Here is a 15,960-nt window from a genome sequence, read left to right as displayed (position 1 = left end):
TTTAGAATTATGATCTTTTAGAATGAATTGACCATGGAGATTAACTTAACTATTTATCGTGCTTGTTTGAATGGAAAAATCTTTATATTTGTTTTGGAAATGTCTTTGACTTTTCATCTATCTGTGTTAAACTTAGTACAGTTTAATAAAGAAATCGTAAGTCTTTAATTGAGAGTACAGAGATGCTCCGAAGGCAGATAATTTACATGTTGAAACTAGAGAAAGTAACTAAGTAAACACTTTATTAAGAGGTAATTTTGTATGAACACGCAATTCACCAACCCTGATTGCCATACAAATTTAGTAAAGTAACCGACAAAACAGTTACTGATTTAAATAGTTGAGATAGTAAATCTCGCATGTTCTTCGTGTCCCGTGTCTCTCAATTGAGATACGGGGTTTTTTTATGGAAAGGTGAGTGCGGGAATGACAGAACGTATTGTATTAGATGATGCAGGCATGCAGCGGACTTTAACACGTATCGCACATGAAATTCTAGAGTATAACAAAGGTACTGAAAATCTTGTGTTGCTTGGTGTGAAAACACGCGGAGAATTTTTAGCGAAACGTATTCAAACGAAGATTCAACAAATTGAAGACGTAAGTGTTCCTACAGGAACATTAGACATCACGCAATTTAGAGATGATTTAGAGTTACCGACACCTAAAATGTCTGAGAAGTCTTATGTCATTGATGTAGACCTTAAAGACAAAGTCGTTATCATCATTGATGATGTGCTTTATACAGGTCGAACTGTACGTGCGTCACTCGATGCAATCTTACTACATTCTCGGCCACAAAAAATCGGGTTAGCAACATTAGTGGATCGCGGACACCGCGAATTACCAATACGCGCTGACTTCGTAGGTAAAAATATTCCAACTGCGAAAGACGAAGAAGTTTTAGTCTATGTAGACGAAACAGATGGTCGTAACGCAGTTATAATTGAATAGCTTACCCTTTTAAATCAGTACGAGAGACTGACAAAGGGTTAGATAAGAACTGTTGTCGACTTACAATACTAGCACGAGAGGCTACAAATCTTGTAAGAAACAACTTCTAAAGAGGTACACGTGTATCTCAAACAGACAACACCTTCTTATCTTTCCCCCACAATGTCTCTTTGCACGCTGATTGCTGTAAAGAGATTTTTTTATGAAAGGAAGAAAGAGAAATGGAAAATGAACAAATGTTTGAGCGAACGGTGAAACCCGTACTAGATGTCAATGAAAAGCCGAAAGCAGGCCAATGGGCCTTCCTCAGTTTACAACATCTATTCGCGATGTTCGGCGCAACAGTCTTAGTACCATTCCTAACAGGCTTGCCAATTTCAGCGGCATTGCTTGCATCAGGAATCGGGACATTGCTTTATATCTTAATTACAAAATCAATGATTCCAGCGTACTTAGGCTCAAGCTTCGCCTTCATCACACCGATTATTACAGGATTAAGTACACACAGCTTAGGAGACATGCTTGTGGCACTCTTCATGAGTGGTGTGATGTATGTCATCATCGGAATCTTAATCAAATTAAGCGGAATCGGTTGGCTTATGCATTTGTTACCGCCCGTTGTAGTAGGACCAGTCATCATGGTTATCGGATTAAGTCTTGCGCCAACAGCTGCCAACATGGCAATGTTTGAAAATACTGCAGACATGAAAGGTTACAATGTTACTTACTTGATTGTCGCAATGATCACGTTAATCACAACATTAGTTGTTCAAGGCTACATGAAAGGGTTCTTCTCGCTGATTCCAGTCTTAATCGGAATCATTGTAGGATACATCGCAGGCATCATCTTCGGCATCGTAGATTTCAAACCAGTGATGAAAGCATCATGGTTCGACTGGCCGCACATCTATGTACCATTTGTAGATTATCATCCAAGCTTCCACTTCGGACTGGTGCTCTTAATGGTTCCGATTGTATTCGTCACAGTCAGTGAGCACATTGGACATCAAATGGTCATCAACAAGATTGTCGGCAGAAACTTCTTCGAGAAACCAGGTCTTCACAGATCAATTATCGGAGACGGTGTATCTACAATGTTTGCAAGTATTATCGGCGGACCGCCAAGTACAACATACGGTGAAAACATCGGCGTACTTGCGATAACAAAGATTTACAGTATCTACGTTATCGGCGGTGCAGCAGTCATTGCGATTATCCTGGCATTTGTAGGTAAGTTCACAGCATTGATTTCATCAATCCCAACACCAGTCATGGGTGGGGTGTCCATTCTCTTATTCGGTATCATCGCTTCAAGCGGCTTAAGAATGCTGGTTGAAAGCAAGGTAGATTTTTCGGAAAACCGTAACTTAGTAATCGCGTCAGTTATTCTTGTGGTGGGTATCGGAAACTTAATGTTCGATATTCACGGCGTCAAAGTTGAAGGTATGGCACTTGCAGCACTTTCAGGTATCGTATTGAACCTAATTTTACCTAAAGTAAAACCGGAAACATCAAATAAATAAACTTTATCCAATTCTTAGGGGGAATTAACAATGAAACAATTAGTATCTATGGAACATTTATCAAATGAAGAAATCTATTCACTTATCGAAACAGCAATCGAATATAAACAAGGTAAGAAAGTTCATAAATTAAATGACACATACGTAGCAAACTTATTTTTCGAAAACTCAACACGTACAAAATGCAGCTTCGAAATGGCAGAACGTCGCTTAGGTATGCAAGAAATTCCATTTGAAACTAGTACTTCATCTGTTAAAAAAGGTGAGTCATTATATGACACATGCAAAACTTTAGAAAGCATCGGTGTAGACGCATTAGTTATCCGTCACCCACAAAATGATTACTACAAAGAATTAGAGGGATTAAATATTCCAGTCATTAATGGCGGAGACGGCAGTGGTCAACACCCAACGCAAAGCTTACTTGACATCATGACAATCTATGAAGAATACAAAAAATTCAAAGGCTTAAACGTGTTAATCTGTGGAGATATTAAAAACTCACGTGTAGCACGCAGTAACTACCAAGCACTTACAGCTTTAGGTGCTAACGTTAAATTCGCAGCACCAGACGAATGGGTTGACGATACTCTAGATGCACCTTATGTCAAAATTGATGATGTCATCGAAGAAACGGATATTGTTATGTTATTACGTGTACAACACGAAAGACATGACGGAGAATTAAACTTTGATCCACATGAATACCATGAAAAATACGGTTTAACAAAAGAAAGATACAACCGCATGAAACCAAACGCAATTGTAATGCACCCAGCACCAGTGAACAGAGGCGTTGAAATTGATACAGAATTAGTAGAAGCGCCAAAAGCACGTATCTTCAAACAAATGAAAAACGGCATGTTCTTACGTATGTCAGTCATCAGCCATATTATTGCGGAACAACAGAAAGGGGTTCTTATCGATGTTGCTAATTAAGAATGCAAAAGTATTAAAAGACGGTAAATTAACAGAGGCTTCTATCTTAGTAGAAGACGACAAAGTAAAAGAAATCGCACCAGAAATCACAGTAGGTTCAGAAGTTGAAGTGATCGACGCAAAAGGTCGCTTCGCAGCACCTGGCTTAGTTGATGTACACGTACATTTAAGAGAACCAGGCGGAGAACATAAAGAAACAATTGAAACAGGTACAAAAGCAGCAGCACGCGGTGGATTCACAACAGTTTGTCCAATGCCGAATACTCGCCCAGTACCAGATACAGTTGAACATTTAGAAAAACTCAACAAATTAATTGAAGATAACGCACGCGTTCGTGTATTACCATACGCTTCAATTACAATCAGACAAGCAGGCAGCGAATTAGTTGATTTCAAAGGGTTAGCTGAGCACGGCGCATTTGCGTTCACAGATGACGGTGTAGGGGTACAAACAGCCGGAACAATGTATGAAGCAATGCAACAAGCAGCCAAATTAAACAAAGCAGTGGTTGCACACTGTGAAGATAACAGTTTAATCTACGGCGGCGCTATGCACGAGGGGAAACGCAGTAAAGAATTAGGTATTCCAGGTATTCCAAACATTTGTGAAGCTGTACAAATCGCACGTGACGTATTATTAGCTGAAGCAGCAGATTGTCACTACCACGTATGTCACGTTTCAACAAAAGAAAGTGTACGTGCTATCCGTGATGCGAAAGCAGCAGGTATCAAAGTCACTGCTGAAGTGACACCGCACCACTTATTAATGACAGAAGACGATGTCCCTGGTGACAACGCAATGTACAAAATGAATCCTCCTTTAAGAAGTAAAGAAGACAGAGATGCACTGATTGAAGGATTGTTAGACGGCACAATTGATTGTATCGCAACTGACCATGCACCACATGCAGCTGACGAAAAAGCACAACCAATGACAAAAGCACCATTCGGTATTGTCGGCAGTGAAACAGCATTCCCATTACTTTACACACACTTTGTAAAAAATGGAGATTGGTCATTACAACAATTAGTTGACTACTTAACAATTAAACCTGCACAGATCTTTGACTTGCCATACGGCATCCTAGAAGAAGGCAAAACAGCAGACTTAACATTAATCGATTTAGAAGAAGAGAGAGAAATCAAAGCAGAAGATTTCCATTCAAAAGCAAGCAACACACCATTCATCGGTTATAAAGTATACGGCAACCCTGTATTAACAATGGTAGCTGGAGAAGTGGCATTCAAGGAGGAATAAACAACAATGTTAGAAAAACGATATCTTGTATTTGAAGATGGTTCAATTTATGAAGGAAGAAAGCTGGGATCAGACAATCTGACTAAAGGTGAGATTGTCTTCAACACAGCAATGACGGGTTATCAAGAAACAATTTCTGACCCGTCTTACACAGGTCAAATCATTACATTCACTTATCCTTTAATCGGAAATTACGGTATTAACAGAGATGATTTTGAATCGTTAGTACCGACATTAAGTGGCGTAGTCGTAAAAGAAGCGAGTACGCATCCTAGCAACTTCCGTCAACAAAAGACTTTCAACGATGTATTAGTTCAATATGATATTCCAGGTATTTCTGGTGTAGATACACGTAGTATCACACGTAAAATACGTGAACATGGAGTACTTAAAGCAGGTTTTACAGACCACGCTGAAGATATTCCAGCATTCATAGAAGAACTTAAACAATTTGAACTCTCTCGTGACGAAGTACCGATGGTATCTACGAAAACACCTTATGTATCAACTGGCTCAGACTTAAGCGTCGTATTGGTAGACTTCGGAAAGAAACAAAATATCGTTAGAGAACTTAACGCACGCGGTTGTAATGTAACTGTCGTGCCATACAATACACCAGCTGAAATTATTCTTGGCATGTCACCTGATGGTGTCATGTTATCGAATGGCCCAGGAGATCCTGAAGATGTACCAGAAGCTGTGGAAATGATTCAAGGTATCTTAGGAAAAATTCCATTCTTCGGTATTTGTTTAGGTCACCAGTTATTTGCATTATCACAAGGTGCCGAAGCTTTCAAAATGAAGTTTGGTCATCGTGGTGCAAACCATCCGGTTAAAGACTTAGCAACAGGAAAAATTGCTTTAACAAGTCAAAACCATGGTTACGCAATTGATGAAGCTTCAGTTGCAAACACAGATTTAGAAGTCACACATATTGCCTTAAATGACGGCACAGTGGAAGGATTAAAACATAAAACGCTTCCTGCCTTTTCAGTACAATATCATCCAGAAGCATGCCCAGGACCTACTGATTCAAATTACTTATTCGATCAATTCATTGATATGATGAAAGAATTCAAAGCGAAGGAGCGTACAGTCAATGCCTAGAAATAATGACATCAAAACCATTTTAGTGATTGGTTCAGGACCTATCATCATCGGTCAAGCTGCAGAGTTTGATTATGCCGGTACACAAGCGTGTTTAGCCTTAAAAGAAGAAGGTTACCGCGTTATCTTAGTCAATTCAAACCCAGCAACAATTATGACTGACAAAGAAATTGCAGATAAAGTTTATATCGAACCTTTAACACACGACTTTATCGCACGTATCATCCGTAAAGAACAACCTGATGCACTCTTACCAACACTTGGTGGACAAACAGGTTTGAACATGGCCATTCAACTTCATGACAGCGGTGTTTTAGAAGCGAACAATGTACGTTTATTAGGAACGAAATTAAGTTCAATTCAACAAGCAGAAGACCGTGAGTTATTTAGAAGTTTGATGAATGACTTAGATGTACCTGTTCCTGAAAGTGACATCGTCCACACCGTAGAACAGGCTTTTGCGTTCAAAGAACAAGTGGGATATCCATTAATCGTCCGCCCAGCATTTACAATGGGTGGTACAGGCGGCGGTATTTGTCATAACGACGAAGAATTAAAAGAAGTTGTGACAAACGGCTTGCATTATAGCCCAGCTACACAATGTTTGATTGAAAAATCTATCGCAGGATTTAAGGAAATTGAATATGAAGTAATGCGTGATAAAAACGATAACGCCATTGTGGTTTGTAATATGGAAAATATCGACCCAGTTGGTATCCATACAGGTGACTCTATCGTTGTTGCGCCAAGTCAAACTTTGACAGATGTTGAATACCAAATGTTACGTGACGTATCATTAAAAGTTATTCGTGCTTTAGGTATCGAAGGTGGTTGTAACGTACAATTAGCACTTGATCCATACTCAATGAATTACTATATCATTGAAGTTAATCCACGTGTATCACGTTCATCAGCCTTAGCATCAAAAGCAACAGGTTATCCGATTGCGAAATTAGCAGCTAAAATTGCGGTTGGTTTAACATTAGATGAAATGTTAAATCCTGTCACAGGCACATCTTATGCGGCCTTTGAACCAGCTTTAGACTATGTGATTTCTAAAATTCCACGTTTCCCATTTGATAAATTTGAAAAAGGCGAACGTGTACTTGGAACACAAATGAAAGCAACAGGTGAAGTTATGGCTATCGGCCGTACGTATGAAGAATCATTATTAAAAGCCATTCGTTCATTAGAATATGGTGTCCATCATCTAGGATTACCGAATGGAGAAAGTTACGATTTAGACTACATAAAAGAACGTATCTTACAACAAGATGATGAACGTCTTTTCTTTATCGGTGAAGCGATTCGACGTGGTACAACACTCGAAGAAATTCACGAGATGACTAAAATTGATTACTTCTTCCTTAACAAATTCCAACATATTATCGATATCGAACGTGAATTAAAAGCACATAAAGGTGATATCGAATATCTTAAATATGCGAAAGACTATGGTTTCAGCGATAAAGTCATCGCGCATAGATTTGATATGGAAGAAGAAGATGTTTATCGACTACGCCATGAAAATGATATTAAACCAGTATACAAAATGGTAGATACATGTGCTGCAGAATTTGAATCTGCGACACCGTACTACTATGGAACATATGAAAGAGATAATGAATCCATCGCAACAGATAAAGAAAAAGTGATTGTACTTGGTTCTGGTCCGATCCGTATCGGTCAAGGTGTTGAATTCGACTATGCGACAGTTCATGCCGTTTGGGCAATCCAAAATGCAGGCTATGAAGCAATCATCGTCAACAACAACCCTGAAACAGTGTCAACTGACTTCTCAATTTCAGATAAACTTTACTTCGAACCATTAACTGAAGAAGATGTCATGAACATTATTGAACTCGAACAACCTAAAGGTGTTGTAGTTCAATTCGGTGGTCAAACTGCCATCAATTTAGCAGAAAAACTTGCGAAACACGGTGTGCAAATCCTAGGTACATCTTTAGAGAATTTAAACCGTGCTGAAGATAGAAAAGAGTTTGAAGAACTCTTAAATACCATCGATGTACCGCAACCGAAAGGTAAAACTGCAACTTCTCCTGCAGAAGCTTTAGATAATGCGCGAGAAATCGGTTATCCAGTTGTTGTACGTCCATCGTATGTATTAGGTGGCCGTGCGATGGAAATCGTGTATAATGATGCAGAGTTAGAAAACTACATGAGAGAAGCTGTAAAAGCGAGTCCTGAACATCCAGTACTTGTGGACCGTTACTTAACAGGTAAAGAAATTGAAGTTGATGCGATTTCAGATGGGGAAACAGTGATTATTCCAGGTATTATGGAACATATTGAACGTGCAGGGGTGCACTCAGGCGACTCTATCGCAGTTTATCCGCCTCAAACGTTATCTGATGAAGTGATTCAAACTTTAGAAGCTTATACAACGAAACTTGCGAAAGGTTTGGATATTATCGGTTTAATCAATATCCAATTCGTATTAGCACATGATGGAGTCTATGTGTTAGAAGTGAACCCAAGATCAAGTCGTACAGTACCATTCTTAAGTAAGATTACAGATATTCCAATGGCAAAACTTGCGATGCGTGCCATCTTAGGAGAAAAACTAAGTGACTTAGGTTACAAACCAGGACTTCAACCTTATTCAGAAGGGGTTTATGTTAAAGCGCCAGTATTCAGTTTTAATAAATTGAAAAATGTCGACATTACGCTTGGACCTGAAATGAAATCAACAGGTGAAGTCATGGGTAAAGATTTAACTTTAGAAAAAGCATTGTTCAAAGGTTTAACTGCGAGCGGTGTGGAAGTGAAGGATCATGGTACAGTGTTAATTACTGTCAGTGATAAAGATAAAGAAGAAATGGTTAAAATCGCAAAACGTTTACATGAAGTGGGGTATAAAGTACTCGCAACTTCAGGTACAGCTGCGAAATTAGCTGAAAATCATATTCCGGTTGAAACAGTGGGTAAAATCGGCGGTGAAGATGATTTATTAAATCGCATTCAAAATGGTGACGTACAAATTGTCATTAACACTATGACAAAAGGGAAAACGATTGAAAGAGATGGTTTCCAAATCAGACGTACGTCTGTAGAAAATGGTGTGCCATGTTTAACATCATTAGATACAGCGAATGCGTTAACGAATGTGATTGAAAGTATGACATTCACAATGAGAAGTATGTAAAAGTAGTTAAAGTGGCTATAATGAAGATAGATTCAAGATTAAAAGGAGGATTTAACAGTGGAACAAAACATTATCGTATCCAATCGAGAAATTGCGGACCGCATTTTTGAAATTAAAGTAAAAGGACCTGTGACACGTAAAATGACACAACCTGGACAATTCGTTCATATTAAAGTAGGTGAAGGTTCACTGCATATGTTGAGACGTCCGATCTCAATTTGTCATATCGAACCTGAAATTGAAACCTTTACGATGTTATATCGTGCAGAAGGTGCTGGGACACAACGTCTGTCTCAAATGCGTGAGAATGATGCGATTGATATTATTGCACCTTTAGGTAATGGTTTCCCTGTTGAAAAAGCAGAACGTAAAGCGCTTCTTGTAGGCGGCGGTATTGGTGTTCCTCCTTTATATGAACTATCTAAACAACTCAATCGTCAAGGTATTGAGACAGTACATGTTTTAGGTTTCAGAAGTAAAAAAGATGTCTTCTACGCAGATGAATTTGCGCAATTAGGTGAAACGCACATTGTGACTGAAGATGGCACAATGGGATCAAAGGGCTTTGTGACAAATGTGATTTCTGAGTTGCCGGTAGATTATGATATTTACTATACATGCGGACCTAAACCGATGTTAAAAGCCATTAAAGAACATGACAAATTAGCAGATGTTGAAGGTTTCTTATCACTTGAAGAACGCATGGGTTGCGGTATCGGCGCATGTTACGCATGTGTCTGCCATACACCTGAATCTGAAACAAGTTATGTCAAAGTTTGTACAGATGGACCTGTATTTGAGAAAGGAGCAGTCATCCTATGAGTCGATTAAATGTAGAAATTCCAGGATTAGAGTTAAAGAACCCGATTATGCCAGCAAGCGGTTGTTTTGCTTTCGGTGCTGAGTTCAGTCAATTTTATGACTTAAGCGAACTAGGTGCCATTATGATTAAAGCCGCTACGAAAGAAGCACGTTATGGTAATGAAACACCACGTGTTGCTGAAACTGATAGCGGTATGATTAATGCGATTGGGTTACAAAACCCTGGTGTGCATCACATTATTGAACATGAACTTAAGAAGTTAGAACAATTTGATGTACCGATTATCGCAAACGTTGCTGGTTCTACTGAAGAAGACTATGTATACGTGGCTGAACATATTTCAAAAGCACCAAACGTGAAAGCGTTGGAATTAAACATATCTTGTCCGAACGTGAAAGAAGGCGGTATGCAGTTTGGTGTGGATCCAGTAGTTGCTGCTGAATTGACACGTAAAGTTAAAGCAGTTTCTGAAGTGCCTGTATACGTGAAAATTTCACCAAACGTAACAGATATTGTCGCAATGGCTAAAGCAATCGCGCAATATGCGGATGGTTTAACAATGATTAATACATTAGTCGGCTTACGTATTGATGCGAAAACAGGGCGTCCAATTATCGCAAATACAGTCGGTGGCTTAAGCGGACCAGCAATCAAACCTGTCGCAATGCGAATGGTTTATCAAGTCAGACAAGCTGTAGATATTCCAATTATCGCAATGGGCGGTGTTCAAAACGCACAAGATGTTATAGACTATATTTCAGTGGGTGCGAATGCGGTAGCAGTTGGAACAGCTAACTTCCAAAATCCAATGGTATGTAAAGAAATCATTGATGAACTGCCAGCATTGCTCGACGACTTAGGTGTAAACCATATTAATGAATTGTACAAAAGGACTTTTGAGGTGACTAAATAATGGCAAATCGTAATTTACCTTTACCGATTATCGCATTAGACTTTGCGACGGCTGAAGAAGTAGAAAATTTCTTAGATTTATTTGATGAACCTTTATACATCAAAATCGGAATGGAACTTTATTATCAAACTGGCCCTGAATTAATCAACAAAATTAAAGCACGCGGCCACCAAATCTTCTTAGATTTAAAACTGCATGATATTCCAAATACAGTCAAACAAGCGATGGCTGGTTTAGGACGTTTAAATGTAGATTTAGTAAACGTTCATGCTGCAGGCGGTACTGAAATGATGCGCCAAGCAGTTGAAGGCTTACGTAGCGTCAACAAAGACACTAAAATTATTGCGGTCACACAATTAACATCAACAACAGAAGAAATGCTGCAAAAAGAACAAAACATCCAAACTTCAATTGAAGAGGCTGTATTAAACTATGCACGTTTAACTAAAGAAGCTGGCTTAGATGGCGTAGTATGTTCACCATTAGAAGCAGAATTACTGACAAAAGAATTAGGTTCAGACTTCTTGAAAGTAACACCAGGTATTCGTCCAGCACATTACGCACAAGACGATCAAAAACGTATTACAACACCAGACAAAGCACGTGAAATGGGCTCTACACATATTGTAGTAGGTCGTCCAATCACACAAAGTGACAATCCGGTTGAAAGTTATCATCATATTAAAGAAAGTTGGTTAGGTTAAGATGTCAAAACAAATTGCGCAATCATTATTAGATATTGGTGCAGTTGCACTATCACCGAATGATTTATTTACATGGAGTTCAGGGATTAAATCTCCGATTTATTGTGATAACCGTGTTACATTAGGTTATCCAGAAGTTCGTAACGCGATTCGTGACGGTTTAATCGAATTGATTCAAACACATTTCAAAGATGCTGAAATTGTATCAGGAACTGCGACAGCGGGCATTCCTCATGCAGCGTTCATCTCTGAAAAATTAGATATGCCAATGAGCTATGTACGTTCTAAAAGTAAAAGCCATGGTAAACAAAACCAAATCGAAGGTGCACCAAGTAAAGGTAAAAAAATCGTAGTCGTTGAAGACTTAATTTCAACAGGCGGTTCATCATTAGTTGCTGCAGAAGCATTAAGAGAAGCTGGCGCTGAAGTATTAGGTGTAGTCGCAATCTTTACGTATGGTCTTGCTAAAGCAGATCAAATGTTCAAAGATGCTGATATTCCGTTCTATACTTTAAGTGACTACAACGAATTAATCGACGTGGCTAAAGAACAAGGTAAAATTTCTGAGTCAGATATTCAATCTTTAGTTGAATGGAGAGACAATTTAGCATAAGATGTAATTGGATGGAGGGATGAACCATGTCCAATACACATGCACAAACTGCTCATAAACCATTTGCGCACTTAAATAAGTTCTTATCCGCAAATGAAGATTACCGTGAGCCGGTCAATAATCATGATCAAGATGAAAATCAATGGTTATCGAATGAACACGAGAAAAACATATTCAAGAAATGTAAAACAGATATAAAAGAAAAAGGCTTAATTTAAATCAAACGACAAAATCCGCAATCATGAACACTCATTTTGAGCTTATGATTGCGGATTTTTAGATTTTAAGAAAAATCTGTCTAAGTCAAAAGTGACAAATAGACTAGCGTAAATATATTTTAATAAAGATATAACCGATAATAATCACTGCTAACATTGCTAAAATAGGTAAGAAAAAGTGAGACATCATAGACCTCCATTCATTCAATCATCTGATTAAGATTTACTCATTGTTTTGGAATAAAGTCATTATACTATGAATTGTGTCATACATATAGAAAAAGGTACTGTTTGATTCACTTTTGGTCTTTCACAATGTTAGCTTAAGTTAACCATTTTGAGGAAAAACACAATTTCAATTAAGGCAGTTCAATGTATAGGTTGAGTTGCTTTTGTATAGTCATTCATGTATCGTTTTAAGTGTCAAAATAGTGATTTTTAAGTTGCTTAATTTTAAATTACTATGTGATTAGTAAATAGCAAGTCAATAAGGAGGGGTAGTGTGCAAATACCAAAGGTAACACCATTTTTAATGTTTAATAATGAAGCTGAAGAAGCGATTGAACTTTATACTTCAGTATTTGAAGACAGTGAAGTGGTTTCAATGGTGAAGTATGATGAGTTTGGAAGCGGAGAAGCGGGTGCAGTACAACACGCAATTATTCGTTTAAAAGACCAAATCATTATGGCGATTGATAATTCTAATGGAACTGAAATACCGATGAATCCATCTATTTCTTTATTTGTGACAGTAGATAATGCTATGGAAATGGAACGTCTATACAGTGGATTAAAAAGCGGCGGTGCCATTTTAATGGCCAAAACTGAGCTTGGACCTTACAGAGAATTCGCATGGATACAAGATCGCTTCGGTGTGAATTTCCAACTAGCATTAATGGATTAATTTCATCAATGATATGTAAACAACTCATCTGATAGGTGGGTTGTTTTTTATTTACAGCTAGCTATGAAAGAAGAATATAATGAAGGTGAGTTATGAACAAACGCCATTTAAAAAGATAGATTGGTAGTCTGAATTTTGGAGTGATACCCATGATAGATATGCATAATCATATATTAATTGATGCAGATGATGGACCAAGAGATGAAGAAGCGGCTATTCAATTATTAAGACAAGCTAAAAAAGAAAATGTAACAAAAATTATTGCAACACCTCATTATACTAATAAATACGATAATTCTTTTGATAAAGTAAAGTTAAAAATAAAAAGATTATGTAAATTAAAAGATGTTAAAGATTTAGGGATTCAAATTTATCCAGGACAAGAGGTAAGAATTCATCAGAATTTAATTGAAGATATTAAATCCGGAAAGGTAAGTGGTTTGAACAAGTCCAGATACTTACTCATTGAGTTTCCTCCTAACGACATTCTTGATTATACGTATCAAATGTTTCAAAATATACAGGATTTAGGTTATATTCCCATCATTGCACATCCTGAACGTAATATCGCTTTGTTGAAAGATATGAGTGTTTTATATAACTTAGTTCAGCAAGGAGCATTAAGTCAAATTACTTCAACGTCTTTAGTAGGGGATTTTGGTAAAGGAATTCAAGATGTATCGATTGAACTAATGAAATGTAATCTTGCTCATTTTATCGCATCTGATGCGCATGACTTTGAAGCCAGACCTTTTATGATGAAATCTTTGTTTAAGGAAGAAGTGTTATTGGATTTTCGTGAATCTATGATGAAGTTAATCAAGAATGCAGAAGCAATTATTAAAAATGAAGAAATTGATAAGCGTGAACCGCTTATTCTTGATAGTCAAAAAATTAAAGGTTGGATATTTTAAAATAAAGCACTCGAAAACATTTTGTCTTCGAGTGCTTTTAAAGTAAATAGATTATTTTAATTTCACTTTTTCTGAATCGCTTTTCATCGATTGTATGTGATCATAATCTGGTGTGGCGTATAACGTTTTTTGATTATCATACGTTACAAAGCCTGGTTTTGCACCTGATGGTTTGTGTACGTTTTTGATATCTGTGTAATCTACTGGAATTTGACCAGAGTTTCCTGCTTTAGAGAAGTAGGCTGCTAACATTGCAGCTTCTTCTATTGTTTTATCGCTTGGTTCATCTTCAAAAATGACTACGTGAGAACCAGGAATATCTTTTGTATGGAACCATAAATGGTGCTTACGTGCTTTTTTATTTGTTAGATAATCGTTTTGTTTGTTGTTTTTACCTACATATATAGTTGAGCCATCTGTAGAAAGGTAAGTTTGCAACTGCATTTGTGGTTGTTTCTTTTTCTTACGATTTTGACGTTGTTTCATAAAGCCTTGTTCTGCAAGTTCTTCACGGATTTCATCAATATCTTCTACAGTGATATGAGCCAATTGTTGCTCAATAGATTCAAAGTATGCGATGTTTTCTTCTGTGAGTTGAATTTGATGTTCAAGCTCATGTTCACGTGTTTTTAAACGGTTATATTGCTTATAGTAATATTGAGCATTCAGTGAAGGTGATTTAGTCGGATCTAACTTAATTGTCACTTCTTCACCTGTGTAGTAATTTTCAGTAGTTAAGGTTTCATCACCTTGTTTAATACGATAGATGTTTGCGGTAATGAGTTCACCATATAACTGCATATCTTCTTTTGATTGCGTACCTTCATACTCAGCGTTTAATTTAACGAGTTTGTTTCGATTCTTTTGAAGTTGTTGTTGGACAAAACGAACTAAATCATTCGCACGTTGTTTAACACGTTCACGTTCGCCACGCGCATCATAGAAACGATCTAATAACTCATCAAGTGATTCGTAAGTCACACTATCATCATCAAACTGTTTCAAACGCATGAAGTAATAATCTTCTTTACCTGTTTCATGGTTTTTATGGAAAATCGGAACAGGTTTAAGTTTAGTTTCTTCCATAACTTCATCGAATGCTGCAGGTAATGTTTCAGTAGTCATAAATTGACGACGTTCTGTAATTTCTTTCGTAATGAGTGGACTGAAACCTTCGAAAGTTTGTAACAGTTGTCTCGCAATATTGCCTTGATTGAAATCAATATACTTGAGTACATCTTGACCTGAAACTTCATAAGGATTGATTTTATTTTGAGTAGGTGGTGCTTCATATTGGAATCCTGGCATAACGGTACGATATTGGTTTGTGTTTGGTGTTAAATGTTTGAAACCTTCGATAATCTTGCGATTATCATCCACAAGTATTAAGTTACTGTGTTTACCCATAATTTCTAAGATAACGGTACGATATATTTTATCACCGAGTTCATCTGTGCTTTGAACATCGATTTCGATACGACGGTCATTATCAATTTGACGAATTGCTTGTATAATTCCGCCGTCTAAGTGTTTACGAAAGACACGGTTAAACATTGGCGGTTCAAATGGGTTATCATATTTCTTTTTCGTAATATGCATACGAGAGAAATTAGAATGGATAGATAACAGTAATGAATGGTTTTTACGATTCTGACGAATGACCATTATAATTGTATCGTTATCAGGTTGGTTGATTTTATGAATACGTCCACCTTCAAGAAAGGACAGTTCTTCTACCATTTTCTTTGTGAATAGGCCATCAAATGCCATAATTATCAGCTACCTTTTTATTTTCGTTCTTGTACTACGTTCTTATTATTGTACCATGTGAATATGGTATACTTCCAAATTAAGATTTTATCTATTGGCATCTATACAATTTTATTTAGAATATGGTATCATTATATAATACAACAATAGCTTA

The 15,960-nt window shown here is 37.3% G+C and carries 14 protein-coding genes; 13 read left to right on the top strand and 1 reads right to left on the bottom strand.

All coding sequences use genetic code 11. From position 1 onward, the window contains the following. The first annotated feature begins 426 nt into the window (after nt 1-426). The 13 genes from pyrR (at nt 427) to KRR19_RS00430 (ending at nt 14,036) form a co-directional block, all read left to right on the top strand. Entirely contained in the window at nt 427-954 is a 528-nt protein-coding gene (gene pyrR, locus KRR19_RS00490; RefSeq protein WP_057511005.1) for a bifunctional pyr operon transcriptional regulator/uracil phosphoribosyltransferase PyrR, read from the top strand. A gap of 221 nt (nt 955-1,175) precedes the next feature. Beyond that, the gene (locus KRR19_RS00485) at nt 1,176-2,477 is read left to right on the top strand and encodes a uracil-xanthine permease family protein (protein ID WP_002480616.1); all 1,302 of its coding nucleotides are present in this window, start codon (nt 1,176-1,178) and stop codon (nt 2,475-2,477) included. 30 nt (nt 2,478-2,507) lie between these two features. Next, the gene (locus tag KRR19_RS00480; RefSeq protein WP_002480617.1) at nt 2,508-3,416 is read left to right on the top strand and encodes an aspartate carbamoyltransferase catalytic subunit; all 909 of its coding nucleotides are present in this window, start codon (nt 2,508-2,510) and stop codon (nt 3,414-3,416) included. Beyond that, complete coding sequence (locus tag KRR19_RS00475; RefSeq protein ID WP_002480618.1) at nt 3,403-4,674, top strand: dihydroorotase; 1,272 nt, start codon at nt 3,403-3,405, stop codon at nt 4,672-4,674. The genes KRR19_RS00480 and KRR19_RS00475 overlap by 14 nt, the downstream gene beginning before the upstream one ends. A 6-nt stretch (nt 4,675-4,680) precedes the next feature. Beyond that, a complete protein-coding gene (locus KRR19_RS00470) occupies nt 4,681-5,781 on the top strand; it encodes a carbamoyl phosphate synthase small subunit (protein WP_023015759.1) in 1,101 nt (366 codons plus the stop codon). Next, nucleotides 5,774-8,947 (top strand): carbamoyl-phosphate synthase large subunit, encoded by a 3,174-nt coding sequence (carB, locus tag KRR19_RS00465; protein ID WP_156666850.1) that lies wholly within the window; start codon nt 5,774-5,776, stop codon nt 8,945-8,947. Before KRR19_RS00470 ends, carB begins: the two co-directional genes overlap by 8 nt. Before the next feature lie 57 nt (nt 8,948-9,004). Then, complete coding sequence (locus KRR19_RS00460; RefSeq protein WP_002480621.1) at nt 9,005-9,769, top strand: dihydroorotate dehydrogenase electron transfer subunit; 765 nt, start codon at nt 9,005-9,007, stop codon at nt 9,767-9,769. Further along, nucleotides 9,766-10,683 carry a dihydroorotate dehydrogenase gene (locus KRR19_RS00455; RefSeq protein ID WP_216733390.1) on the top strand — a complete coding sequence of 306 codons (918 nt, stop codon included), beginning with the start codon at nt 9,766-9,768 and terminating at the stop codon, nt 10,681-10,683. The genes KRR19_RS00460 and KRR19_RS00455 overlap by 4 nt, the downstream gene beginning before the upstream one ends. Further along, nucleotides 10,683-11,387, top strand: a complete 705-nt coding sequence (gene pyrF, locus KRR19_RS00450) for an orotidine-5'-phosphate decarboxylase (protein WP_002480623.1) — start codon at nt 10,683-10,685, stop codon at nt 11,385-11,387. The genes KRR19_RS00455 and pyrF overlap by 1 nt, the downstream gene beginning before the upstream one ends. A gap of 1 nt (nt 11,388) precedes the next feature. Continuing rightward, nucleotides 11,389-12,000 (top strand): orotate phosphoribosyltransferase, encoded by a 612-nt coding sequence (pyrE, locus tag KRR19_RS00445; RefSeq protein ID WP_023015755.1) that lies wholly within the window; start codon nt 11,389-11,391, stop codon nt 11,998-12,000. A gap of 26 nt (nt 12,001-12,026) precedes the next feature. Further along, a complete protein-coding gene (locus KRR19_RS00440) occupies nt 12,027-12,218 on the top strand; it encodes a hypothetical protein (protein WP_060803941.1) in 192 nt (63 codons plus the stop codon). A 502-nt stretch (nt 12,219-12,720) separates the two neighbouring features. Then, complete coding sequence (locus tag KRR19_RS00435) at nt 12,721-13,122, top strand: VOC family protein (RefSeq protein WP_002480626.1); 402 nt, start codon at nt 12,721-12,723, stop codon at nt 13,120-13,122. Between the two features lie 149 nt (nt 13,123-13,271). Beyond that, entirely contained in the window at nt 13,272-14,036 is a 765-nt protein-coding gene (locus tag KRR19_RS00430; protein WP_207021291.1) for a tyrosine-protein phosphatase, read from the top strand. A 51-nt stretch (nt 14,037-14,087) separates the two neighbouring features. On the opposite strand, the gene KRR19_RS00425 is transcribed toward KRR19_RS00430, so the two are convergent. Further along, the gene (locus tag KRR19_RS00425) at nt 14,088-15,806 is read right to left on the bottom strand and encodes an Rqc2 family fibronectin-binding protein (RefSeq protein WP_057511012.1); all 1,719 of its coding nucleotides are present in this window, start codon (nt 15,804-15,806) and stop codon (nt 14,088-14,090) included. Nucleotides 15,807-15,960: the final 154 nt, after the last annotated feature.

The organism is Staphylococcus sp. CWZ226 (assembly GCF_018986355.1).
Taxonomy (GTDB): Bacteria; Bacillota; Bacilli; order Staphylococcales; family Staphylococcaceae; genus Staphylococcus; species Staphylococcus simulans.
This window is presented reverse-complemented; position numbering and strand designations above follow the sequence as displayed.